Here is a 22,730-nt window from a genome sequence, read left to right as displayed (position 1 = left end):
GCCCGCGTGTCGCTGGCAGAAGCAGAAGCATGAGCCAGTCCGCCACCATCCTTGCCGCAGAGGCCGCCCATTTTGACGCACTCGCCGCCGAGTGGTGGAGCCCGACCGGCAGTTCGGCGATGCTGCACCGGCTCAATCCGGCGCGGCTCGGCTACATCCGCCGTGCCATCGACGCGCACTGGCACGCCGATAGCGCGCAATTGCGTCCGCTGGCCGGTCGCCGCGCGCTCGATGCCGGCTGCGGCGCCGGGCTGATCGCGGAGCCGCTCGCCCGGCTCGGCGCGACGGTCACCGGAGTCGATGCCGCTGCGGCCAACATCGCCGTCGCCGCCGCGCACGCGGCCGGGCAGGGGCTGACCATCGACTATCGCTGCGGCGATCTCGGCGATCCCGCCTTTGCCGGCGCGCTGGGCCAGTTCGACCTCGTCACCTCGCTCGAAGTGATCGAGCATGTCTCCGATCCGCACCTGTTCCTCTCGGCGCTGACCGACCGGCTGGCCGATGGCGGGCTGATGATCCTCTCCACCCCCAACCGCACCGCCGCCAGCCGCCTGCTGCTGGTCGAAGCGGCGGAACGCATCGGCATGGTGCCGCGCGGCACCCATGATTGGGACCGCTTCCTCACGCCGGAGGAGCTGACCCTGCTGGCCGGCGATGTCGGGCTCAAGATCGTCGATATCACCGGCCTCTCGGTCGATCCGGTAACGCGCGGCTTCCGCGCCGGCGGCTCGCTGGCGCTCAACTATCTGGCGACACTGACCCGCGCCTGACCGCAACGGTCGGCCGCGCCTCCCACAGATCATCGTTGCCGAACCCGGTTACCGGATCGTCTATGAGCGGGTAGCGCTGCACCGTTGCGGCCGAGGCATGCGCCATCCAGTCGCGCAGGGTGGACGGCGGGCCACGCCGCTTGGCCTCGGTATCCTCCGGCCCGGCTGGCGGCTGTGGCGGCTCCAGCCTGGGCGGGGGCGGGGGAGGGGGGCGCAGTACCACCGGCGGTCCGTTACCGCCCGCTCCTGGCAGCGCCTGCGCCAGGGCAACGGCAGGCGCCGCTGCGGCGAGCAGCGCCAGCCCGCCGGTCAGGGCGCCCTTCCGCCTCAGGCTGCCGTTTCGCTCAGCCGTTCGGCAAAGCGCTTCTTCAGCTTGGCGAGCTTGGGCGGGATCACCGCCAGGCAATAGCCGTTGCGCTGGCCTTCGCCTTCCCAGTAATTCTGGTGGTAATCCTCCGCCGGATACCATTCGCCGCTCTCGATGGTGGTGACGATCGGCTGCGGCCAGTCGGCCTGCGCCCGGGCGATGCCGGCGCGCGCCTCCTGCTCCTGTTCGGGGGTCAGCGGGAACAGCGCGGTGCGATATTGCGTGCCGACATCATTGCCCTGGCGGTTGAGCTGGGTCGGATCATGCGTCCCGAAATGCACGTCGAGCAGGTCGCCATAGCCGATCACCGCCGGGTCGAAGGTGATGCGGATCGCCTCGGCATGGCCGGTCGTGCCCGCACACACCGCCTTGTAGGTGGGGTTGGGCACATGCCCGCCGATATAGCCGCTCTCGACGCTCTCCACTCCGGCCAGCGATTTGAACACGGCTTCGGTGCACCAGAAGCAGCCTCCGGCGAAAATGGCGGTCTCGATGGTCATGGCAATGCTGTCCTAATCAGTGGGTCAGTTGGCAAATGGGGGCGCGTGCGCCGCTGTCAACGTCCCCCCATTCGCGCAGCCCTGCCGGCGCGTTACTGGCGCCCGGCCGGAGCCGCCACCGGCGGCGGCGGGGCGTTGGCGCGATCGAGCAGGGCCGGCCGCGCCTGCGGGTCGGCGGCCTTGGCCGCGCGCATGCGGGTCAGCTCGTCCTCGATCGCCGCCACCCGGTCCTCCCACCGGTCGTGCAGCCGCCCGAAACGCGGCGATCCGTCATTGCCGGGGCCGAACCGGCGCCAGAAGCGCAGCGGCGCCTCCGGGTCATACCCTGCCGCCGCGAGCAGCCAGACCGAAAGCCGGTCGGCTTCCTGCTCCATCTCGCGGGAAATGCGCGCATAGCGGGCGAGATGCTGGCGATAGTCGCGCGGCGTCCCCGCCTCCTCGGATCGCGGAATATGGCGCAGCATGTTGTGTGCCAGCTCATGCGCGATCACCCCGGCCAGCTCCTCGTCGCTTTCCCGGTTGTACTGCGCCATGCCGGCGGTCACCTGCACCACCTCGCCATCGGCAAAGGCATTCTCGAAATCCTCGGCCGACACTTCGAAGCGCGACTGGCAGGCATTGCGCCCGGTCACCGTCACCTGGCGCCGGCTGCCGTCGGTCTCGACCACCTCGAGCTGCAGCGGCCCGGCATCGAGTCCGCGCTGCACGGTGCGCTCGTTGCTGGTCAGCGCGCTGCGGGTCAGGCCCGTGCCGCGGAACCGCACCGGTACGGCATCGCCGATGCGGCTGATGCCGATGCCTTGGCGGATCCCGGTCTGCGCCGCCGCGCCATCGGGCGCCAGGCTGGAGACGAACAGGCTGACATCGGCGGGCAGGCCGAAATGCGCACGTATCGTCGGGCGCAGCGCCTTGGGGTACATGCCCAGATCGCCAAGCGTCCAGCCGGCCGAGCGGGTCGGCGTGCACCAGCCCTGCGCCGCGGCGGCCACCGCCAGCCGCTCGCCGATCGCGGTCACCCGCTCCTCATGCTTGAGCAGCGTGCGCAGATTGTCGATCACCTGCACCGCTGCCGAATTTCCCGGACGGTTCTGCGCCACCGCTGCCGGCCCGCCTGCCAGCACCAGCGCCGCGACCATCGCCCAGCCTGCTGTCCTCATCCTGCCTCCCCCGCCAGTTCGGCGCGCAGCGCCTTGCGATCGAGCTTGCCGATCATCGTCTTGGGCAGGGATGCGCGCACGATCACCGCATCCACCCGCTCATGCTTGCCAAGCTGGGCATTCAGCCAGCCGGTCAGTTCGACGCCGTTGGCCGGCGCGGCATCTTCATCCAGCGCGACATAGGCGCGCGGGCTTTCGCCGCGATAGGCATCGGGCACGCCGATCACCAGCGCCTCCTTGACCGAGGGATGCTGGTACAGCACCGCCTCGATCACCGACGGATAGACCTTGAACCCGCCGACCGCGATCATGTCCTTCAGCCGGTCGACGATGCGGATATAGCCATCCGCGTCGATCACCCCGACATCGCCGGTGCGCAGCCACGCGCCCGATGCGGTGACCACGAAACTGTCGCTGTCGGCCCCGGGCTTGTTCCAATAGCCCTGCATGATCTGCGGCCCGGCGATGACGATCTCGCCCGGCTCGCCTGCCGGCGCGTCGCGGGCCGGGTCTTCCTTGTCGACCAGCCGTACCATCGTCCCCGGCAGCGGATGGCCGATGGTTCCCGGCTTGCCGTCGCCCGAATAGGGATTGGCCGAAACCACGCCCGAACTCTCGGTCAGGCCATAGCCTTCGACCAGCTTGGCCCCGGTCTGCGCCTCGAAGCGCGCCTTGAGCTCGGCAGCCATCGGCGCGCCGCCGGAAATGCACACGCGCAAGTTCGAAAAATCGGTGCGGGCGATGTCGGGATGGTCGAGCAGCGCCTGGTACATGGTCGGCACGCCGGGCATCGCCGTCACCCGCCCGCGCGTCACCGCCTCCAGCGCCTGCCCGGCGTCGAAGCGCGGCAGCATCACGATCTCCCCGCCATTGAGCACGGTGCGGTTGAGCACGCAGGTGTTGGCAAAGACATGGAAGAAGGGCAGCACGCCCAGAATGCGGTCCTCGCCGTCCTTCCACGGATCGAGCATGTTCACCTGCCGCGCATTGGCGGTCAGATTCTGGTGGGTCAGCCGCGCCCCCTTGGGCGTGCCGGTGGTGCCGCCGGTATATTGGATCAGCGCGACATCCTGCTCCGCCTCGATCGGGGGTGGCGTCACCGCGCCGCGATTGGCGATCAGCGCGGAAAAGCGGGTGATGCGCGCGTCCCTGGGCAGCGGCTCGACCTCGCGCCGCTTGAACAGGCGGTAGGCCAGGCTCTTGACCGGGGACAGCACGCCCGCGACCGACCCCACCACCAGCCGCTCGAGGCTGGAGCCTTCCAGCACCTTCAGCGCGGTGGGCAGCAGCGCGGCGGCGGTCAGCGTCACCAGCAATTTGGTGCCGCTGTCCTCGACCTGGTGGGTCAGTTCGTCGACCGTGTAGAGCGGGGAGAAATTGACCACCGTCGCCCCGGCGAGCAGCGCGCCATAATAGGCCGCGACATAGTGCGGCACATTGGGCAGGAACAGGCCGACCCGGTCGCCCTTGCCGACGCCCAGCGCCTGGAATCCGGCCGCCGCGCGCCGCACCGCGTCCGCCACCTCGTCGAAACGGTATTTGCGCCCCAGGAAATCGAGCAGATTGGCCTTGCCGAACCTGGCGGCGGAAGCCGCGAACATCTCGTTCATCGACAGCGGCGGAAACGCGCTCAGCCACGGCACCGGATGGTCGAAATGGCGCGCCCAGATGGCGTCGGGGTCGATGGCAGGGCGGGCGGCAAAGGTCATCGTTGGTCCATGGCAGGGAGAGATGAAGGATTGTCTATCCCAAGCGACGCCGCGCACAAGTGCCGCGCGTCACCGGCCAGCAAATTTCACGCCCGCGGATGCGCGCTGGCATAGACGTCGAGCAGGTGCGCGGTGTCGATCGCGGTATAGATTTGTGTCGAACTCAGGCTGGCATGGCCCAGCAGCTCCTGCAGGCTGCGCAGATCCGCCCCGCCGGCCAGCAGGTGCGTGGCAAAGCTGTGGCGCAGCGCGTGCGGCGTGGTGCGCTCGGCCAGCCCCAGCCGCCGTCGTGCTCCCTGCACGGCACGACGCACCAGCGCCGGATTGAGCGGCCCGCCGCGCGCACCGAGCAGCAGCGGCGCATCGCGCGGCAGCGGCCACGGGCAGAGCGCCGCATAGTGCGCCAGCGCCTCGCGCACCACCGGCAGCAGCGGCACCACCCGGGTCTTGCCGCGCTTGCCGGTCACGCGCAGCACATCGCCGGCATCGAGCGCCGCCCCGGTCAGCGCCAGCGCCTCGCCGACCCGCAGGCCCGCGCCATAGAGCAGCAACAGCACCGCAAAGTCGCGCGCGCCGATCCAGGGGGTGTGCGCCGCATCGGCGACATCCTCGGCCAGCGCCAACGCCTCGCCGGGGGAGACCGGCCGCGGCAGCCGCGGTTTCAGGCGCGGCCCGCGCACCGCCGGCACTGCCGCCCCCTCGCCCCCGGTAAAGCGCAGGAACCCGCGTATCGCGGAAAGCTCGCGCGCGGCGGAGGCGTTGGCGAGCCCGCCGTCGCGCCGGTCGGCCAGAAACGCCCTGAGATCGGCCGGGCCGAGCCGTCCCAGCATCGGCGCATCCACCGCGCCGCCATGATAGGCCGACAGGAAATCGCACAAGCGCTGCGCCGTCGCGACATAGGCGCGCACCGTATGCACCGATCGTCGCCGCTCCAGCGCCAGGCTGTCGCGCCAGGCCGCTACCAGCGGGTGCAGCCCCAGCGCTGCCCCGCCGCCCTCGTCATCGTCGCCCGTCACCATTCCCCGACATTGGGCATCGACGCCCAGGGCTCCTGCACCGGCAGATGCCCGTCCTGCAGCAGCTCGATCGAAATCCCGTCGGGCGAGCGCACGAAGGCCATGTGCCCGTCGCGCGGCGGGCGGTTGATGGTGACGCCGGCGTCCATCAGCCGCTGGCAGGTCGCGTAAAGATCGTCGACCCGGTAGGCGAGGTGGCCGAAATTGCGGCCGCCGCCATAGACTTCCGCCGGGCTGCCGTCCTCGGGCGGCCAGTTATAGGTCAGCTCGACCTCGGCCACGCCTTCCTGCCCTGGTGCGGCAAGGAAGATCAGTGTGAACCGCCCCTTCTCGCTGTCGAAGCGGCGCACCTCCTCGAGCCCGATCAGCTTGAAGAAATTTACGGTGGCGTCGGGGTCGGCGACCCGGATCATGCTGTGGAGATATTTCATGCGGGCACCTTTGCAGCCTTGAGCGACTGCCCCTCATATGTGTCGAACAGCGCGATAATCCAGTCCGGCACCGGCGCGGGCGGGCCCTGCGCCTCGCTGACATGCACTGACACTTCCTCGCCCGTCGCGCGCAGATCGTCCTTGCCCGCCCCATGCAGCTCGAACAGGAAGGTCATCGAGCTCGATCCGATGCGCGAGCAGCGCACGCAGATGTCGATTTCCTCGTCGAGCACAATCGGCGCCTTATATTCGACCACCGCCTTGGCGACGTGAAACTCCGGCCCGCCGGCGATCGGCGCGGCATCGTACATGCCCACCGCGCGCCAATATTCGGTGATGCCGATGTCGAAATATTCGAGGTAGCGGGAATTGAACACCACCGCCTGCGCGTCGATCTCGGCGTAGCGGACGCGCTTGCGGAAGGCGAAGCGGTAGTCGGAACGGGCCATTCTATCTCACTCGGTTCGTCGATAAAAATAAACGGTTCATCGCAGCGACAGCCTGGGCATGGCATGGCGGCGGTGCGGTGGCCGATGGGCGGTATGCCGTATCATCAAGGGAAGGGAAACCGGCCATGCCGGAAGAATCAGTGGCGCAGCGCGAGGGGTGGAGGAGCTGGCTCGCGGATCGCAATCGCGTGCTGCTGTTGGCGACAGCCATCGGCGCCATCGGCATCATGGGCGGCGGCTGGTTCGCCGGATCGGGGCTGGTGCGGATGAAGGATGCCGAGCGCGCCGTCACCGTGCGCGGTCTGGCCGAGCGCGATGTGCGCGCCGATCTCGCCACCTGGACCGTGACCTATTCGACCAGCGCCGACAGCCTTGCCGCCGCGCAGGCGGAGGCCGATGCCGACACCGCTGCGGTGCGTGCCTATTTCCAGGGCATCGGCTTTCCTGCCAGCGCGCTCACCCCGGCCGGGGTCAGCGTGTCGAGCTACAACAACAACGGGCTGATGACCTACACGGTGCAGCAGCGCATGCAGTTCCGCTCGACCGACATCGCCCGCGCGCAGACCGCGGTCGCCCGCCAGTTCGACTTGGTCCGGCGCGGCGTCAGCCTCGCCGAAGGGTCGTCGATGAGCTACAGCTTCACCAAGCTCAACGACATCAAGCCGGCGATGATCGCGCAGGCGACGCAGGACGCGCGCCGCTCCGCCGAACAGTTCGCGCGGGACAGCGGCTCGGCCGTCGGCGACATCCGCTCGGCGACCCAGGGCTATTTCGAGATCACCGCGCGCGATGGCGCCAGCGAAGGCTATGGCGTCTCCGACACCCCCGACAAGCGGGTGCGGGTGGTGACCACGGTGGAGTATTTCCTCGATTGAACGCAGTGGCGCCGATGACACACCGCCAGCAAACCCGTCATTGCGAGCGTAGCGAAGCAATCCAGGGCGGTTGACGCCGACTCTGGATTGCTTCGCTGCGCTCGCAATGACGTGCTGTGTGGCGTGCTATCGCCGCATCACTGGGGCGGCGTTGCGGTTTCCGCCGCAGGCGCAGCGGCCGCCGCCGCCGCTTCCTCCGCCCGGAATGCCGCCAGCTCCTGCAGCCGCGTCCGTGCGGTCGTGCCGGCGGGCGTTTCCCCGCCCAGCGCCACCGCGCTTTCCCAGCTCCGCTGCGCCGCATCGAGCCGGTCGCCAGCGGCGGCGATGTTGCCGGCCTCCAGCGCGATTGCGGCATCGCGCGGGCCGAGCTGCGAGGCGACGGTGATGTCCGCCTGCGCGCGAGCAAGATCGCCCTGACGGCGCGCCAGCGTTGCCGACAGCAGCCACGCCAGCGGGTCCTGCGCGGCATGCTGCACGGCCAGGTCGAGGTCGCTGCGCGCATTGCTCCAGCGCTCGAGCGCCAGCGCGGCGCGGGCGCGGTCGAGATAGGCCTCGCCCAGTTGCAATCCGCTCAGCCGCCCCTGCACCAGCGCGGCATTGAGGTGGCCCAGCGCGCGTTCCGGGTCGCCCGCCGCCAGCGCGGCATTGCCCGCCTGCGCCCACAGGTTGGCGGCGCGCCAGTCGCGTGCGGCTTCCGCATCGGTCGCGGCCTGCGCGAAACTTTCGGTCGCGGCGTCGAACAGCCCCGCCTTGGCCTGTGCAAAGCCCAGGCACTGGCGCGCGATGAAGCCGCCGCCCTCGACGATCCAGCGCTGCGCCTCGACCATGCCCGCCACCGCATCGTCGGTCGCGGTATCGTGGCAGCGGTCGAACCGGTCGGCATCGAGGATGCCGAGCGTGCGCGGTCCGGCGAGCGGCACCGGATCGGCAGCGGCAGGGGATTGCATCAGCAGCAACAGGGCGGAGAACAGCACGGCGATGGTCCACTTCGGGTCGAATCTGTGCCCCTGTCGAGACACTTAGCGCCCAAGAGCGGTTTCCGCAAAGAATGCCGACGTCGTTCGGCCCGCCTACTGCTCCGTGTCTGCCCGCCGCGCCCCGGCCCGGGCGGAGAACAGCGCGCGATACTCGCTCGGCGTCGTGCCCATTTCCCGGCGGAATGCTGCGCTGAAATGCGATTGCCGGGCAAAGCCGCAGCGTTCGGCAACCTGGCTCAGCGGCATCGCCGGATCGTCGAGCAGCGCCAGGGCGCGCTTCAATCGGCTCAGGCAGACATAGCGATAGGGCGTCTCGCCGGTGCTGTCCCGGAACGCGCGGATGAAGTGAAACGCGGACATCTCCACCAGCTCGGCCAGCTCGCCCAGCGAGACATGGCGATGGAGATTGGCCTGCACATAATCGCGCACCCGGTTGAGGCGGTGCGGCGCCATGTACAGCCGGCTGTCCTGCTGCCAGCGCTTCCTTATCAGCACGCCGGTGCGCTCCTTCATCATCCGCAGCGCCGCATCGAAGATCAGGTCGGCGCCGAAGGACGGGCTCTGCGCCTGCGCTTCCAGCATGTGCGACAGGCGCACCATCCATTCGTCGGTGCCGCCCAGGATCGGTGCCGGCTCGCAGCCGAACGCCTCACTGCCCCCGTCGGCCGGACGCTCGACATAGAGCAGCAGCACGCCGAGCGACGCCGGCTGCACCCAGCGCCCTGCCAGCCCTGCGGGCATGAAATGGAAATCGTGCAGCCCGTTTTCCAGCCGCACCTCGCGCCCGTCGCTGAACACGCTGCTGGCCAGCCGCTCGCGGCGCGGGAACATCCAGCAGTCCCAGCGGTCGCCTTCTCCCGGCGAATCGATCTCCGCCTTCGCGCAGCCGGAAAAGCCGTCCATCCGCGACATCAGCAGGCCCGTCGTGGGTACCGGCAGGCTGGTCACCGTGCACGCCGCCGACGCGCGCATGCGGTCGACCGGCTCGATGCCCGAGCTCAAATATTGAAATCCCATCGCCTCCGGCTCCGCTCCATCCGTCGAACGAAATCCAGTTGTAGCACATGCTACATGCGTAACAAAGCAATTTTGTAGCAGGCGCTACGCAATCCCTTTGTGTCCGGGCCATTTTTGTCACCCGGTTTCACGATTCGCAAAGCGCTGCGGCATTTTTGAGCAATATTGCGATATCCTGTGGCCGCGACAAACGATGGTCGCCGTCCTTGATCAGCAGCGTCTGGATATCGGGGTTGGTGAGGGCGGCGGCCAGTCGCAGCGACACGTCGAACGGCACGTCCCTGTCCGCCTGGCCGTGCAGCAGCCGCACCGGGCAGTCGATGGCGATCGGGCCACCCAGCAGCAGGTTGGCCTCGCCCGACTGCCACAGCGCCAGCGTCGTCAGCGTCGGCTCGGGGCCATAGGGATTGGGCTCCAGCAGCCGCCCGTCGCGCTGCAGCACCGCTTTCTGCGCGTCGCTGAACCCCCAGTCGGTGAAGTCGGGCGCAGCGGCTATTCCCACCAGCCCCGCCACCCGCGCGCCGAGCTGCAGCGCCACCAGCAGCATCAGCCAGCCGCCCATCGATGATCCGACCAGCAGCACCGGCCCGTCCGGCACCCGCGCGGCGATCATGTCGAGCGCATCGTCGCGCCATGTCTCCAGCGTCTCGTCGGCGAATCGCCCGTCGGACAGGCCGCACCCGGCATAATCGAACAGCAGGCACGCCCGCCCTTCGCGCGCCGCCCAGTCGATCAGCGCCGTCGCCTTGGATCCGGCCATGTCGCTGGCATAGCCGGGGAAGAAGACGATGGTCGGCCCCGCGCCCTCGCACTGTCGCCAGGCGAGGGCAGGGCGGCGGGGTCGGGTGAGGCGGCCGTCGATGATGCGCATGGCCTGACAATACTGCGCTTTGCCGCGCGCGATAATCCCCTGCGCCATCTCGACCGATCGAGTTCGGCGCTACCGGTCCGATCGCCCGATGTCCCCGCACGCCAACATTCGCTTCCCTTCGCGGCCAAGCCTCGCCACACTCCCGCCCGTCAACAGGGAGCCTTCGAGACCATGTCCTTCCGCCTTGCCGCCGCGCTGCTGCTCGCCGCCACCGCCACCCCCGCGCTCGCCGGGCCGGTCAGCGAGGAACAGCGCACCGCCATCCTCGCCGATGTCGATCGCAACGCCTCCTCGCTGTCGAGCACCGCGCTCGCCATCTGGGGTCATGCCGAGCTCGGCTTCCAGGAACAGCAGTCGAGCGCGCTGCTGCAGCGCCAGTTGCGAGAGGCGGGGTTCGAGATAGAGGCCGGTGTCGCCGGCATGCCCACCGCCTTCATCGCCCGCTATCGCCACGGCAGCGGCGGCCCGGTGATCGGCCTGCTCGCGGAGTTCGACGCGCTGCCCGGCTTCAGCCAGCAGGCTGCGCCGGAACAGGCGGCGGCCGCGGGCATGACCAGCGGCCATGGCTGCGGCCATAATCTGTTCGGCGCGGCTTCGGTCTATGCCGCCATCGCCACCCGCAACTGGATGCGCGCCAACAATGTCTCCGGGGAGCTTCGCCTCTATGGCGCCCCGGCGGAGGAAGGCGGATCGGGCAAGGTGTTCCTCGTCCGCGCCGGCCTGACCAGCGACGTCTCCGCCATGCTCCACTGGCATCCGGACGATCACAACAGCGCCGCCCAGAACACCGCGCTCGCTAACGTCAGCGGCAAATTCCGCTTCACCGGCATCTCCGCCCACGCCGCCGGCGCGCCCGAACGCGGCCGCTCGGCGCTCGATGGGGTCGAGGCGCTCAATTACATGGTCAACATGATGCGCGAGCATGTGCCGCAGGAGGCGCGGCTGCATTATGTCATCACCGATGGCGGGCGTGCGCCCAACGTCGTGCCGGCCAGCGCCGAAGTCTATTATTACGTCCGCCACCCCAATCAGCAGGTCGTGGTGCAGATCATGGAACGGGTGCAGGCGGCGGCGCGCGGCGCGGCGATGGGCACCGGCACCACGGTCGAATTCGCGCAGGTCGGCGGCACCTTCGACCTGCTGCCCAACGATACGCTGGGCCGCATCGTCGATGCCAACCTGCGTCTCGTCGGCCCGCCGGTGTGGGGGGAGGCGGAACGCGCCTTCATCGATCGCATCACGCCCAGCTTCGGCCCCAACGCCGTCATCCCCTCCACAGAGATCGCGCCCTATTCCAGTGGCGAGATCAACTATGGCTCCACCGATGTCGGCGATGTCAGCTACACCACGCCGACCGCCGGGCTCGGCACCGCCACCTGGGCGCCCGGCACTGCGGCGCATAGCTGGCAGGCGGTCGCGGCGAGCGGCAGCAGCATCGGCGTACAGGGCGCGATGACTGCGGCCAAGGTGCTGGCACTGAGCGCGGCCGAACTGTTCCAGAGCCCCGACGCGCTCGCCGCCGCCCGCGCCGAGCTTGAGCGGCGGCGCGGCCCCGACTTCGTCTATCGCTCGCTGCTCGGGGACAATCCGCCCAGCCTCGACTACCGCCGCAACCCCGGCGCGCGCTGACCGGCGGGCGGGGCGATGGAGACAGTGCGCGTCGCCATCGTCACCCCCTATTGGCAGGAGCCGCCCGCGCTGCTCGCCCGCTGCATCGACAGCGTGGCGCAGCAGAGCGTGCCCGCCGACCATCTGCTGATCGCCGACGGCGCCGGGCAGGACTGGCTCGACGACACCGCCGTGCGCCACATCCGGCTGGACCGCAACCACGGCGATTGCGGCAATGTCGCGCGCGGCATCGGCGCCCTGCTGGCGGCGGGCGAAGGCTATGGCGCCATCGGCTTCCTCGATGCCGACAACCGGCTCGACCCCGATCATGTCGCACAATGCCTCGCCGCGCATACGCCGGACTGCGGCCTCGTCGTCGCGCGACGCCGCTTCGAACTGCCCGATGGCACGCCGGTGCCGGCTGCGGAGGAAAGCGGGCTGGTCGATACCAACTGCCTGTTCCTGCTGCCGCCCGCCTATCCGGTCATCGCCCGCTGGGCGCTGATGCCGCGTCCGCTCGCCCCGATCGGGGATCGCATCGTCCACGCCGCCCTGATCCGCATGGGCCTCACCGCCGCCCGGACCGCCGCGCCGACGCTGACCTACGTCAGCCGCTGGGCAGAGCATTACCGCGCCGCCGGCCGCCAGCCACCGGACGATGCCAGGGCACTGGATCTGGTTTCAATCGCCCGCTGGGTCAGCGGCCTAACGCCCGATCAGCTTATATCGGCAGAGCAACTTGCAGGAGTGACGCTGCAAGTTAAATAATTGCTCGATGACCTGTGGAGCCAGAATTATTTCCAAGCATATAGCGCAAATACCCGCATCGATACGCTATAGGAACAATATATCACGCAAAAATGTTTTAACATTCCCAATAAATTCATCACAATTCACCCAAGTCCAATCTAATTGTCCTGAACAGAACGGCAGTGATCCATCAGCCAATTCGCCATTTGAGTCGAAATGGATTCCGAAGCACCATTGCTGCTAGTCTTGGTACTGGATAATATAGAAATTTGTACACTATTCTTAATATCGTTGATTTCAGACTCGGACAATTTCCCCATAGGGCAGCTTTGTTCCACAGGCTGGGCCGTTTCAGCGGAGGATGCAGTATTCCAGGCGGTTACAGTCAGTGGTACTACGCCAGGTAGCAAAGCTATCACGACGACCGCGGGCCATTGCGCCTTGTTTGGACGCGTTGGTTCGGAAGGGCTGCGAGCGCGGAAATTCAGCATCCGCTCGTGATCCAGCGACGTATACTTGTTTTGGAAAGGATGCTTTTTGCATAATTGATTGCCGGACTCATATCGTTTTGTTCTCTCGCTTGAATGTTAATAGCAATTGTGCGGACATGGCTTCGCATGCCATCCCTTTTGCACCGAAATACCAGCACCAGTGCTTTGCCGGAGCCTTCCACCGCTCTTGTCAGTGCAGGCATCGTCCTTATCCGTCCGGTAGCTGCACTTCGTAAGGCAATAAAGGCTGCAACATCATCAGAACTTGCGTTCAGTCTTTCTAAATCGTCGCGTAGACTTCCCTGGCCTTGAGGGCATCTGGCAACAGGCGTCATCGTCAATCGCAGGACGCCGGGTGCACCTGTTTCTCTGACCACCAAGGAATCTCCGGCCCTTAGTTGCCAAGATAAGCAAGGATACCGGTCTGCAGCAGCGCTGGCGGCAGTTTCAAAGGTGCCGGTCTTGGCATACACATCGAAGCTGGAATAACTATCGCGCAGCACGTCATGGAGGGCCGCAGCGGTCCCTGAATTCGTACCGTTGTAGTTGCGGCTGACTACGTGGCGCATACCCAGCAGCAACGGCTCAAGGCCTTTAGGTGCCTTCTTGCCAAACAACAGGGGTGGCAGCGCTGCCTGTTCTTGATGCGTGAATCCGGCATTGACCTCACGCATTGTGACGATCCGGCTGAATGCCTGCGCGAGCCCGATCGTCGACCATAGCGAGCGACCGCCGCCCAGCACGTTGATATAATAATCGGGATAGTTGTTGTTCAGGAGGTAAGCATCGCCCAGATTGAAGGACACAGGATCAATTTCTACCGCCCTCAATGCTTGCGGTCTGACAAAGTCGACGTTCGGCCACAGGGTGGAGGCGCATTGTCCGCCAGTAAACCAGCCCCCATAGCGGTCGTCGCTGGAGGCATCGCCCTTCGCCGTCGCTACGCCGCAATTGAACGCCCAGAAAGCCGGTGCCCATTCCTGCACTCTTTCGGCACCGCTGCCGCGCTTCATCATGGCAAGCGCGAAATAGTTATTGGATCGGGCGATGAAGTCGACAAATCCGAAGGATTGGGTGCCGTGCAGGTTTTCCACCGTCACAGCTTGCCCGTTACTGCGCAGACGAGAACCCTCGATGCTGCTGATGGCGCCCGCGTCTGCCGAGGCGTACGTTAGGCGCGGGTCGCCCAACCCAGGATAGGTTTTGAGTAGTGCGGCGGCGAAAGGCACCTTGGCTACCGACCCAATCACCAACGGCACCATGGCCATATTGGTCGTCAGCCATCCTTGCCGAAATTGCCGCTCACCCTCACCCGTGCCCAACTGATCTTCGCGGTGCGGAAATGAGGGCAGGGCGACGATGTCCCCGGTCCAACCATCCAAGAATGTTGCCGATGCGCGGACAGTTACCGCCCGCGGCTCGGCTAGCAGCTCGTCGAGCGCTCGCTGCGCGTCGATGTGTACGTCCCGCCGGATCGATGTTTGAATATCGCCCTGTGGTCGGGCCGCGCGTACGGCGGCTGCTATCCCCGCCATCGCGGGCAGATCGGCAAGATCGACAGCGCGCTCGACAATCTGAAACTGCGCTTGGATGCCATTTCTACTGATCTGAACAGTCTGGTTGGGTCGCAGCGGTGCGAACACGGGATAATCCTGCCGCGTTCGCTTTTGCTGGCCGTCAATTGTGACCGACATCGGCGCCGATCTGCTGTCGCCGACGGTGCTTCCTTGGCGGGGGATGCGCAGCATGACCCCATATCCCGGCAAATGAATGACGGCCACCTCATCCTGGCACCGCTCGCGATCGCTTCCAAAAGACAGGCACAGCAGCTGCGGCGGGTCTGCGGTGTCGGTCGCTGGCGTTCGCGCGCCCGTCAGCCGTTCCGAATGCATCGCACCTGTTCCGAGAGGAACAGCAAAAACACGCCCGTTCGCTCGGCCTTCGACCACGAATTGCCGTGCGTCACCTTTGATTCCGATTTGGATCTGGCGGTTCGGCCCTGCTACTCTGGCAACGGCCAGAGCGCGAGCGCCGGGGGTCGTACCTGACAGGAAGGCATTCTCATACCGCCATACCGGGCTGGTCGCGTCAGCCATGTCTCCCCTCAGGAACGACTTGTCGGCGAAACTGTCGATGGCCGCTCGACACGTGCCAATCGCCGCGTCAGCCGCAGCATTCCCGCCTGACCACGGGCCGCAAGGGACAGCGTTCTCGGCATCCCCGTCAGTTCTCACACGAGTGATCAATTGGGCAATGCCGATCTCATTCACTTGAACTTGCAAGCCATTGTCCGACAGCTTGAACAAATTGTTGTCGATGAGTGTATCGACCAAATCCTGATAGCTGGTCGTCGCCAATTGAGAGGAGGGTGTAACTGCATAAGTCTTGATTGTCGGGAGAAACGCAACGACAGTACAACATAACAGAGTCAACAGCATCTGCTTCTGCTTGGGATCGACCGCTAGTGCCGGTCGGATTCCCCGACCGAGCTTCTTGTCCTTTTGGCGCTCTGCTGCGCGCTTTATGCCCACCATGTGGCGACTATTGGTTCCCACCATCGTCCTCTCCCCCAGTGGCAAGCCCGATTGCGACCAGGAGTACCATCGCCTCCATAAGGTCACTGGTCGAACCGGGTGACAACAGCACCATGTTGCGACCGGTAAATGGTGCGAGTCCCAAGTTTGCCAACACCATATAGGCGGTTATTCCCGGCAACAGCCAAGCAGCAAATGTGGCGCTCGCATCACGCCATCGCTCGATTATCGTTGCCGTCGCCGGCAGCGGTGGCGGCCGGGTCGAGATTACCAACATCATTGTCACGCCCAGGATCAGAATCAGGCCGACCCGACCGAACGGCCAGTGAATGTGCGCGGCGGCAAAATTGTCATTGAGCTGAAAATCTCTGAGATTGCCAAGGTTCGCCGGCGCGAGATATCCGTGCCCAAACCAGTTGTTGTCGCTGATCTGGTCGAGCAGGGCCTGTTGCTCGAGCTGGGTAAAGGCGGCCTTGTTGCCGATTGTTTCCAAGCTATCGGGCGACGCAAATCCTATGAGGCGCGCATCATTCTCGCCAATTTGCGTCGCAGCGGCAATACGATCATGCAAATCCGCATTCCTGCCTGGCAAGGTGTGCACAAGATAACCAGCATAGGCCGATATGGCCAGCACAGGGGCCAAAGCCAGCACAGGTATCATTCTGCCCCACCCTGTGGAGGGATCCGAGACAAGCTGCCGTCGCCATGCCCATAAGGTGGCCGCGATCAGCGGTCCGCTCGCAACGAGTATGAACCCCGAATCCCTGCCAAGCAGCGGGCCGAGCGCAATGGCAAAAAGAAAAATCGCGCAAATCACCGCGTTCGCAATATGAGATCGACCGCGCGCTTCAGCCATCAGCAGGCCACCCCCGATAACCGTCAGTATCAAACTCAGCGTGGCGGTCGAAACGCCAAGCACGCGTTCCTTGGCAAAGAACCATATCACCACAAGAACCGCCGCTGCGGCCAGCGGCAATGCATAACTCGCTACTGCTTTGCTTCCGTTCGACTTTTGCGTGGGTTGGTCGCCATCAGGTGCCGATTTCGCCCGGGCAGCGATTGTGTCACCTATCCGCGCGCCGAGCCAGATCAACACCAGCAGGCCGACCTTGACGAGCGCGGCCGCGTAGTTCCCGCTTGCGCTTCCGGCTATCGCCTCTGCCGAAAGCAGCGTTGTTGCCGCAAACCCGATGTGGAGCATGGCGAAGCGCCAATCGCGCCGCATTTCACGCCACAGCATCATGCGAAGCGCGACAAAGAGAACAACCGTATCGCTGATGAGCTCTGCGACAGTCGGAATGCTCGACAGGCCTGGGCTGAGGTAAGTCGCTGCCATGGTCGCCAGCATGCGTATCGCCAGCAGAGAAAGTACCACAGGCTCCGCAATGGTAAGGTACCTGCCCCGGTTGCCGATGGCCGCGGCCGTTACAAACGAGAAGAGGAGAATAAGCGAAAACAGCGTGACGCCGGGCCAATTGACCCCTGCACGGGTGACATTGAGCACCAGGGACACGCGCGTGCCGTCGGCTCGCTCGGCGGGGAGGGCGATAGAGTCGGTCCCTGCCGCGCACCTCTGGTCAAGCGGCAGCGCGTCGCTTGCCACGATTTGCGGGTTTAGATTGGTGAAAAGAAAGCCCGACGCAGCGATTCCATCGGCTGCCGCGTCTTCAGGTCCGCGCGCCTGCATCGCCAGCTGTGGTTGCTGGCAGGTGCCACCGTCTGCACCCTCCGGGCTGTCCAGCCTCAGGCGGATCACTGACTTGCCGCTGGCTTCAGCCAAAGAGAGAGTAAAGGATCGCCGCTCGGTGGACCGTATATGCTGTCGCCGGTCGCAGCCATTCTCGTCGGACCGGCAAGGTTCCGCGCGGATCAGGCTGATACGAACCGGTGCAGAGGTCCATGGAACGGAGGCTCGGCCGACTGGTGCCCCGGTCGGACCGCACGAAGTGTTGTACCGCAGTCTACAGCTTGTTCCATCGGCGGCGGTAAACAGTACATCCATCCCGGCCCGCTTGCCATCGCCCGTTGCCGCAAGCGACAGGGCACCATCTGCGGTCGCAGTAACAAACGGCTTCGGCGCTGGGCTGGCACTGCTTTTGCCTGGAAAATAGGGAACGAACAGATCGTCGCGCCTGCGGTCGTTGCCAACCGTCAGATGGTTGGACGATTCAATTCCCGTAAGCTTTATTGCCACTGGATTGGGTTCTCGATGGCTGCTGGTGAGCGGCACCAAAGCGATCAGGATCAGCGGAACGATGAAGCTATAGTCCCGTGCGCGCCCCGTTGAGGCTCCGCCGCCATTGCGCGACCATCTGTGCCCTATGATCCACAGCAACAGTAACAACGCAGCGATGAAAGCCACGGACATTCAGGGGTGCTCGCTCGCGTAAAGCCAGTATACCGCGCGGCGCGTCGCATAGGTTCGCCAAGCGAATCCCACAGCCAAGATCAGCAGCAGCAAGCCGGTTAAATTTCCGATCCAGAAAGACGCCCGTGCGGACACCAGGCCGTAGCGATAGAGCGGGCCCCGTGTCGCGAGCCATTCTCCCAATGAGCAATCGACCAGACCTTCGCCGACCAACCATGCTTCGCGGCTAGGGTATCGCAGTCCGTCGACGCCGCCTCGCCCGATCGCGCACAGCATTCGTGCCGCAGTTGTTTCAGAGGCTGGAGCCCCGCCGAAGTGGCTGTTGATGTAGTCTGCCACGTCGGCACCGCAGGTCCCGGCCTGCTGCTCGGCTACGGGACCACACGCAAAAACGGGTCCGACACTTTCGGCCGTTACATTTCCAGCCGGGATGTCCGGGCCGTCGAATGCCACTGGCCAACCGGCCAGAAGAGCCCAGATCACCAATGCCGCCAAAATCAGTCCGCCCAAGCTTGCGCGAAACCCCCGCTCGGTTTGCAGAATTAGATCGGAATAGAGTCTGATCCCCACGCTTTGCGTCCCCTTTGCATCCATCCCGTCAGGACAAGAATTGCAGATTTTTGAAGCGCTCGCTGCCCGGCGTCATCGCCGCACGAAACGCTTGCGCGCGTTGCAGCGAACCGCTGTTGATGGGGTCTGGGCGCCAGCTGCGCTTTCCAGCCAGCACAAGATTGCTGCGTTGCCGCAGGCGGTGGGCAGTGTTGAACCACTGGATTATGCTGTCCACGCCAAAGCTCTGCTGACGGTTGTCGATCATGTCGGTTGGCGGCTGCCCATAATAGGCCGTGACGAGATCGAAGCGGTTCATCGGCATCCAATTGTCCATTATCGACAACAACTGGCTGCGATGGATACGGACCAGTTCTCTTGGATTGCCGAACAGTTCGCGGTCGTCACGATGGTCGTCGAGCAGGTCGAGCAGAATTTTCAATCCGGCGTTGCCGAGTCGGGCAAGCAGTGCAGCGTCCTTTCCTGATATTGCCGCATTGGTCTTCGGGTCGACAGGGACGAGTTCACCGACGGTCCGGAAGAAGGGCAGATGGACATCGGCCTTAGTCAGGGCAACAAACACCGGCAGCCCGATTCCGCTGGGTCCGCCCAGCGGCGGGATGTCGCCATGCCTGAAATCGGCGAGCTTTTTAGGTGTCAGTTGTGCAGCCTTGATCCCCGCTTCATCGGCGGCCAGTTCGTTCGCTTTCAGATAAGCCGCAGCGATTGCCAGCGACTTGATGCCATTCTGGAAAGCATTGAGTTTGTCATGTTCGTCCGCGATTGCGTGCGCCAGCTTGATGGCTGCATTTATCTCCTTGTTGTCGAGCGTTTCGCAGCCCGGCAGGCTTCGAAACATCGCGCGGCTGGCTGCAGGGACAGTAGGCACACCGTTCCTCGTTGGCCCGAGTGCAATATTCTTGTCATGCAGCAGGAGTTTCAGTGCTTCGCCCAGCACCACCGCATCCGCCGGCATGGCTAGCACCAGCGCCGAAGATCGCATGATCGCATCGAGGATCGGGGCTGAACGCACGTAATTGCCCGCAAGGAAAAAGGGCAGATAGTCGCCGGGTATATCGGCAATGGCAAATCTGCTCTTGTCCCGCTTCCGTTCGAACCAATGCATGGTCGGCACTGTCGTGCGTTCGATCTTTTCCAGCGTCTGGACAAAGGGCGGCTCGGAATAAAAACCGTGTTCGCCTGTGCTCAGTTCATATTTAAGCCGGTTGAGCAGGAACGATTTGCCGGCGGCAGAATGGCCGATCAGCGTTATCGTGAACAGACCATATTTGCGGACCTGTTCCAGTTCGCGATCAAAGGCTTCGAGTGCGTCCACAAAGGTGGCCGTTTCTGTCTCGCTATAGCCGGCCGCAGCTTCGCGGCTACCTCCCCGGTCGGATTTGGGTTGCGTGTCGCGCGTCGATTGAGGGCCGGTGCTGCGCTTCCCCTCATCTGTCTCCGTTATTGTTGGCTCCTCGATTGCCGGTGCGACGGACGGGCTAGGCGGTGCCGCCATCGGTCCCGGCACATACGCATTCTGCTCTCCTGAGCGATCATTCCCGCGCGTTTCGTCTTCGCTAGAAGCCAACACAGTACAGACCGGGCAGCTGCCATCTTCGGAGAGGGGTTCGCCGTCGATCGGGCAGGTCGCAGGGTCAGGCTTCGGCGTACTCATCGTCCGCTCCTCTGCTCGCTATTGACCAGTGCCAGTGCGGCACCGAAGGCGCGCCAACGGTCGCTCGATGCGAGATCCATTTTCCTGGTCCGGCCAAGAACGCTGCACAGCGCCTGGTTAAGCACACCCTGCGCAGCTGGGAGCAAAGGTCGCAGTCGCCGCACCAGGCCGATGGACAAAGCCAAGCCCACCGCACGCACCCGCCCAGCGGTCACCAATCGCTCAATCGTCGCCAAGAGCCCTGGTACATCGTCGACCGTACTGCGCGCAGCCAATTTTCGCACCAGCTTTGCCAGCACGGGGTCGTCAGCGCCATCGCCAGTCGTCCCGGCATGGCTAAGCACCAGCCTGTCGATCTGCCAGAAGGGCGCTGCTTTCAGATAAGCGTCGAACCATTCGAGGGTCGGCAACGCCTTCAATAATCCGACATCGGCCAAATTTGCAAAGCCGTCCTGATCGAGCGCCGCCAGCGATGGCGCGGTCACCGCCAGCCAGCCTTCGGCAAACAATGCCTGCCGCTGCGCCGCATCGAAGGTCGACGCACGAGCCAGAAAATAGGGGGCGGCACGTGCGTCCGTCGCTTCGATCATCATTGATCGGAACATTGCCGCCGCAGCCCGCCGCCATTGCCGCGCACTGGCTTCGCTGTCCGGCAGGTTAAGAAGGGTGCCAATGCAGCCCATCATCGCACCGCCATCGACGGCCCGCGCCACACGGTGCAGTAAAGATATTTGCGCCGCACCATTGGCAAGGCCGCTGTCCTCCCGCCGCCATGGCAGCGACAGGCTGGCAAGCGCCGGATCATGATGCCGTGAGAGAATCGCTGTCAGTTGCTGCCATGCGTCATAGGCGACAGGTCGTGTCACCCCAGACTTCGCGCCCTCGCCCAGCGTGAAAGGCAGATGCTTCGGATAAGCGGCTGTTGCAGCGCTATCGGCAAAGATCAGGTTGAACAGACGCCGCGGGTCGAAGCGTCCCACCGGTTCCATCGCGGCGCTTGTCGACCAACCTGTGATCCGGCTGCGTTGCTCAGGGGGATCAACCGAAGCTAGCGCCGACAGCATCAGAGCCTCGAGAGAAGCCGGCCAAGCCTGCGCGTCCGGCCTGACGATAATCCGGTCCGCCCACGCAAGGTCGAGGCCCGACCAGTCCAATGCAGCAGTGGCAGGGAGCGCGGAATCGAGCTGCTCAAGACCAACGGTCAGAGGTGCGGAAGCAAACCGCAAGCTGCCGTCGGGCGGGGGGACAAGTCCCACCAGACTTGCTGCGCGCGCGGGATCATCCAGCAATCCCGGCTCGACCAACAGGCCATGCCCGAATGTGCGCACGCCAATGCCGCTGCGTCCCAGCAACGCGGCGCGGCACAACAGTTGCGGTGCCAGAGCAGGGCCCAGTGCTACAGCAAACAAAAGCGCACGCTCACCGCTGCTACCCCATGCGGAAAGCAGCAGCGGAATGTCATAGATCAGCCCCTGCGCCTCGACCGGCAAATGCTCGATGCCGTTCGACTGGGCCAAAATCTGGAAGTCCCGACCCTCGGCATTGCGTGGACCAAAGACAAAGGTCGGCAGTGAGAGGGCAGCAGCGGGGGGCGTCATGTTGTAGAAGGCGACTCGCTGATCTGCTCGGTCGGCGGCGGCGCGGGTGGAGTCGCGCTTGCTGGTGGCGCAGCGCTCGAGGGTTGCGTACGCTCTATTGAGGGTCGCGTCGACCTTGCGCCACGGGTGACAGCGCCGCCCTCGCGGTTCAACTCTGTAACAGCTTCCGGCGCTGGAGGCGCGTCTTCCGGTGACGCGCCCGTTTCGGTGCTTGCATCATCGTTGTTCTGGAGTGTCGGGGTCGAAGTGTTGCTGTCGACTCTTGGCGTTTGTTCGCTGGCTGAAAATGCCGATTGATACAGCAATGTGCCCGCAACACCCAGCGCTGCGCATGCCACCCCCGCTAACACCCCCACCAGCCAGTTTTGCAAAATGGAGCGCCGTTTTGGTGTATCGCCATCACCGGACCAATTGGCATCCACCATCGACCGGTCCGCTCCACCCGATTTTGGTCGGGCGCGATCTGCATTGGTCCGCGCCAGCCCGAGTGCCTCGACTTCCTTGATCGAAACCGCCCGCTGCGTGTCGAAGGAGCCGCCTTGCCCCTGCATCAGCTGCTCCATGCCGCCGATCAGGATTGCAAGTTTGGCCGCCATGGCATCCATTTGCGCATCGCGTGCGGCCTGACTGTCGCCACCCAACCGCGCCTGAGCAAAAAGTTCATGCCTGAACGCTACGGGGTCGGGCAGATTGGCCTGCGCCATTCGCGCTTCGACGGTGCGCACGACTTCCGCGTCAATCGCATCGGCCAATGCCTTGGGCAATTGCACTACCGGCGCTGCACCAACCCGCGAGGAGAGTTCGTCGAGGATGAATATCAGCAGCTGCTGACGCAGCTCGTTGAGACTTTTGTCCACCTGCGAATTCTCCGCGGTCACCGCCATCTCCCGCAACTTTCGCCAACCGAATCAGGTTCGGCGAAGTTCTATGAAAACGTTATTGCACCGACAGGTCAGGCAGCAACTGCAAATATTTCGATATCGTAAATTCTGGCGCTTGCGCGCGCTGGCCAATTGCG

20 protein-coding genes are annotated in these 22,730 nt (G+C 64.9%); 4 read left to right on the top strand and 16 right to left on the bottom strand.

What is annotated here, in order from left to right; all coding sequences use genetic code 11:
- The first annotated feature begins 29 nt into the window (after window positions 1-29).
- Window positions 30-770 (top strand): bifunctional 2-polyprenyl-6-hydroxyphenol methylase/3-demethylubiquinol 3-O-methyltransferase UbiG, encoded by a 741-nt coding sequence (ubiG, locus tag AC0QC4_RS16170; protein WP_483661143.1) that lies wholly within the window; start codon window positions 30-32, stop codon window positions 768-770.
- On the opposite strand, the gene AC0QC4_RS16165 is transcribed toward ubiG, so the two are convergent.
- The 7 genes from AC0QC4_RS16165 to AC0QC4_RS16135 all read right to left on the bottom strand — a co-directional run bounded on the left by AC0QC4_RS16165 (window position 739) and on the right by AC0QC4_RS16135 (window position 6,399).
- Entirely contained in the window at window positions 739-993 is a 255-nt protein-coding gene (locus AC0QC4_RS16165) for a hypothetical protein (RefSeq protein ID WP_483661142.1), read from the bottom strand. The genes ubiG and AC0QC4_RS16165 overlap by 32 nt on opposite strands.
- Before the next feature lie 104 nt (window positions 994-1,097).
- Window positions 1,098-1,637, bottom strand: coding sequence for a peptide-methionine (S)-S-oxide reductase MsrA (gene msrA, locus AC0QC4_RS16160; RefSeq protein WP_483661141.1), 540 nt, complete (start codon window positions 1,635-1,637; stop codon window positions 1,098-1,100).
- Between the two features lie 92 nt (window positions 1,638-1,729).
- Entirely contained in the window at window positions 1,730-2,794 is a 1,065-nt protein-coding gene (locus tag AC0QC4_RS16155) for a M48 family metallopeptidase (RefSeq protein WP_483661140.1), read from the bottom strand.
- Entirely contained in the window at window positions 2,791-4,503 is a 1,713-nt protein-coding gene (locus tag AC0QC4_RS16150) for an AMP-binding protein (protein WP_483661139.1), read from the bottom strand. Before AC0QC4_RS16150 ends, AC0QC4_RS16155 begins: the two co-directional genes overlap by 4 nt.
- Before the next feature lie 86 nt (window positions 4,504-4,589).
- Window positions 4,590-5,477: a tyrosine recombinase XerC gene (locus tag AC0QC4_RS16145; protein WP_483661170.1), complete on the bottom strand. Its 888-nt coding sequence runs from the start codon at window positions 5,475-5,477 to the stop codon at window positions 4,590-4,592.
- A gap of 38 nt (window positions 5,478-5,515) precedes the next feature.
- Entirely contained in the window at window positions 5,516-5,950 is a 435-nt protein-coding gene (locus AC0QC4_RS16140) for a VOC family protein (protein ID WP_483661138.1), read from the bottom strand.
- A complete protein-coding gene (locus tag AC0QC4_RS16135) occupies window positions 5,947-6,399 on the bottom strand; it encodes an acyl-CoA thioesterase (RefSeq protein WP_483661137.1) in 453 nt (150 codons plus the stop codon). The genes AC0QC4_RS16140 and AC0QC4_RS16135 overlap by 4 nt, the downstream gene beginning before the upstream one ends.
- Before the next feature lie 125 nt (window positions 6,400-6,524).
- Between AC0QC4_RS16135 and AC0QC4_RS16130 the strand changes: the two genes are divergently transcribed.
- On the top strand, window positions 6,525-7,274 hold the full coding sequence (locus tag AC0QC4_RS16130) for an SIMPL domain-containing protein (RefSeq protein WP_483661136.1): 750 nt from the start codon (window positions 6,525-6,527) through the stop codon (window positions 7,272-7,274).
- 137 nt (window positions 7,275-7,411) lie between these two features.
- Here the strand turns inward: AC0QC4_RS16130 and AC0QC4_RS16125 are convergent, their stop codons facing one another.
- From AC0QC4_RS16125 to AC0QC4_RS16115, 3 genes are all read right to left on the bottom strand, one after another.
- Complete coding sequence (locus AC0QC4_RS16125) at window positions 7,412-8,248, bottom strand: tetratricopeptide repeat protein (RefSeq protein WP_483661135.1); 837 nt, start codon at window positions 8,246-8,248, stop codon at window positions 7,412-7,414.
- A gap of 96 nt (window positions 8,249-8,344) precedes the next feature.
- Window positions 8,345-9,253: a helix-turn-helix domain-containing protein gene (locus tag AC0QC4_RS16120; RefSeq protein WP_483661134.1), complete on the bottom strand. Its 909-nt coding sequence runs from the start codon at window positions 9,251-9,253 to the stop codon at window positions 8,345-8,347.
- Window positions 9,254-9,395: 142 nt separating this feature from the next.
- Window positions 9,396-10,139, bottom strand: coding sequence for an alpha/beta hydrolase (locus AC0QC4_RS16115; RefSeq protein ID WP_483661133.1), 744 nt, complete (start codon window positions 10,137-10,139; stop codon window positions 9,396-9,398).
- Window positions 10,140-10,310: 171 nt separating this feature from the next.
- Between AC0QC4_RS16115 and AC0QC4_RS16110 the strand changes: the two genes are divergently transcribed.
- Together AC0QC4_RS16110 and AC0QC4_RS16105 are read left to right on the top strand one after the other, a co-directional pair.
- Window positions 10,311-11,768, top strand: a complete 1,458-nt coding sequence (locus AC0QC4_RS16110; protein ID WP_483661132.1) for an amidohydrolase — start codon at window positions 10,311-10,313, stop codon at window positions 11,766-11,768.
- 15 nt (window positions 11,769-11,783) lie between these two features.
- Window positions 11,784-12,515 (top strand): glycosyltransferase family 2 protein, encoded by a 732-nt coding sequence (locus AC0QC4_RS16105; RefSeq protein ID WP_483661131.1) that lies wholly within the window; start codon window positions 11,784-11,786, stop codon window positions 12,513-12,515.
- A gap of 466 nt (window positions 12,516-12,981) precedes the next feature.
- Here AC0QC4_RS16105 and AC0QC4_RS16100 read toward each other — a convergent pair whose 3' ends face one another.
- Genes AC0QC4_RS16100 through AC0QC4_RS16075 form a run of 6 tightly spaced genes read right to left on the bottom strand, consistent with a single transcriptional unit; the run spans window position 12,982 to window position 22,596 of the window.
- Entirely contained in the window at window positions 12,982-15,546 is a 2,565-nt protein-coding gene (locus AC0QC4_RS16100; RefSeq protein WP_483661130.1) for a hypothetical protein, read from the bottom strand.
- The gene (locus AC0QC4_RS16095; protein WP_483661129.1) at window positions 15,530-17,884 is read right to left on the bottom strand and encodes a hypothetical protein; all 2,355 of its coding nucleotides are present in this window, start codon (window positions 17,882-17,884) and stop codon (window positions 15,530-15,532) included. The genes AC0QC4_RS16100 and AC0QC4_RS16095 overlap by 17 nt, the downstream gene beginning before the upstream one ends.
- A gap of 6 nt (window positions 17,885-17,890) precedes the next feature.
- Window positions 17,891-18,460, bottom strand: coding sequence for a hypothetical protein (locus AC0QC4_RS16090; RefSeq protein ID WP_483661128.1), 570 nt, complete (start codon window positions 18,458-18,460; stop codon window positions 17,891-17,893).
- Between the two features lie 28 nt (window positions 18,461-18,488).
- The gene (locus AC0QC4_RS16085; RefSeq protein WP_483661127.1) at window positions 18,489-20,114 is read right to left on the bottom strand and encodes a hypothetical protein; all 1,626 of its coding nucleotides are present in this window, start codon (window positions 20,112-20,114) and stop codon (window positions 18,489-18,491) included.
- Window positions 20,111-21,712: a hypothetical protein gene (locus AC0QC4_RS16080; RefSeq protein WP_483661126.1), complete on the bottom strand. Its 1,602-nt coding sequence runs from the start codon at window positions 21,710-21,712 to the stop codon at window positions 20,111-20,113. Before AC0QC4_RS16080 ends, AC0QC4_RS16085 begins: the two co-directional genes overlap by 4 nt.
- Entirely contained in the window at window positions 21,709-22,596 is an 888-nt protein-coding gene (locus tag AC0QC4_RS16075; RefSeq protein WP_483661124.1) for a hypothetical protein, read from the bottom strand. The genes AC0QC4_RS16080 and AC0QC4_RS16075 overlap by 4 nt, the downstream gene beginning before the upstream one ends.
- Window positions 22,597-22,730: the final 134 nt, after the last annotated feature.

It is taken from the genome of Sphingomonas sp. jy18 (assembly GCF_056931895.1).
Note: the sequence above shows the minus strand (reverse complement) of the source record. Positions and strands in the feature narration are given on the sequence as shown.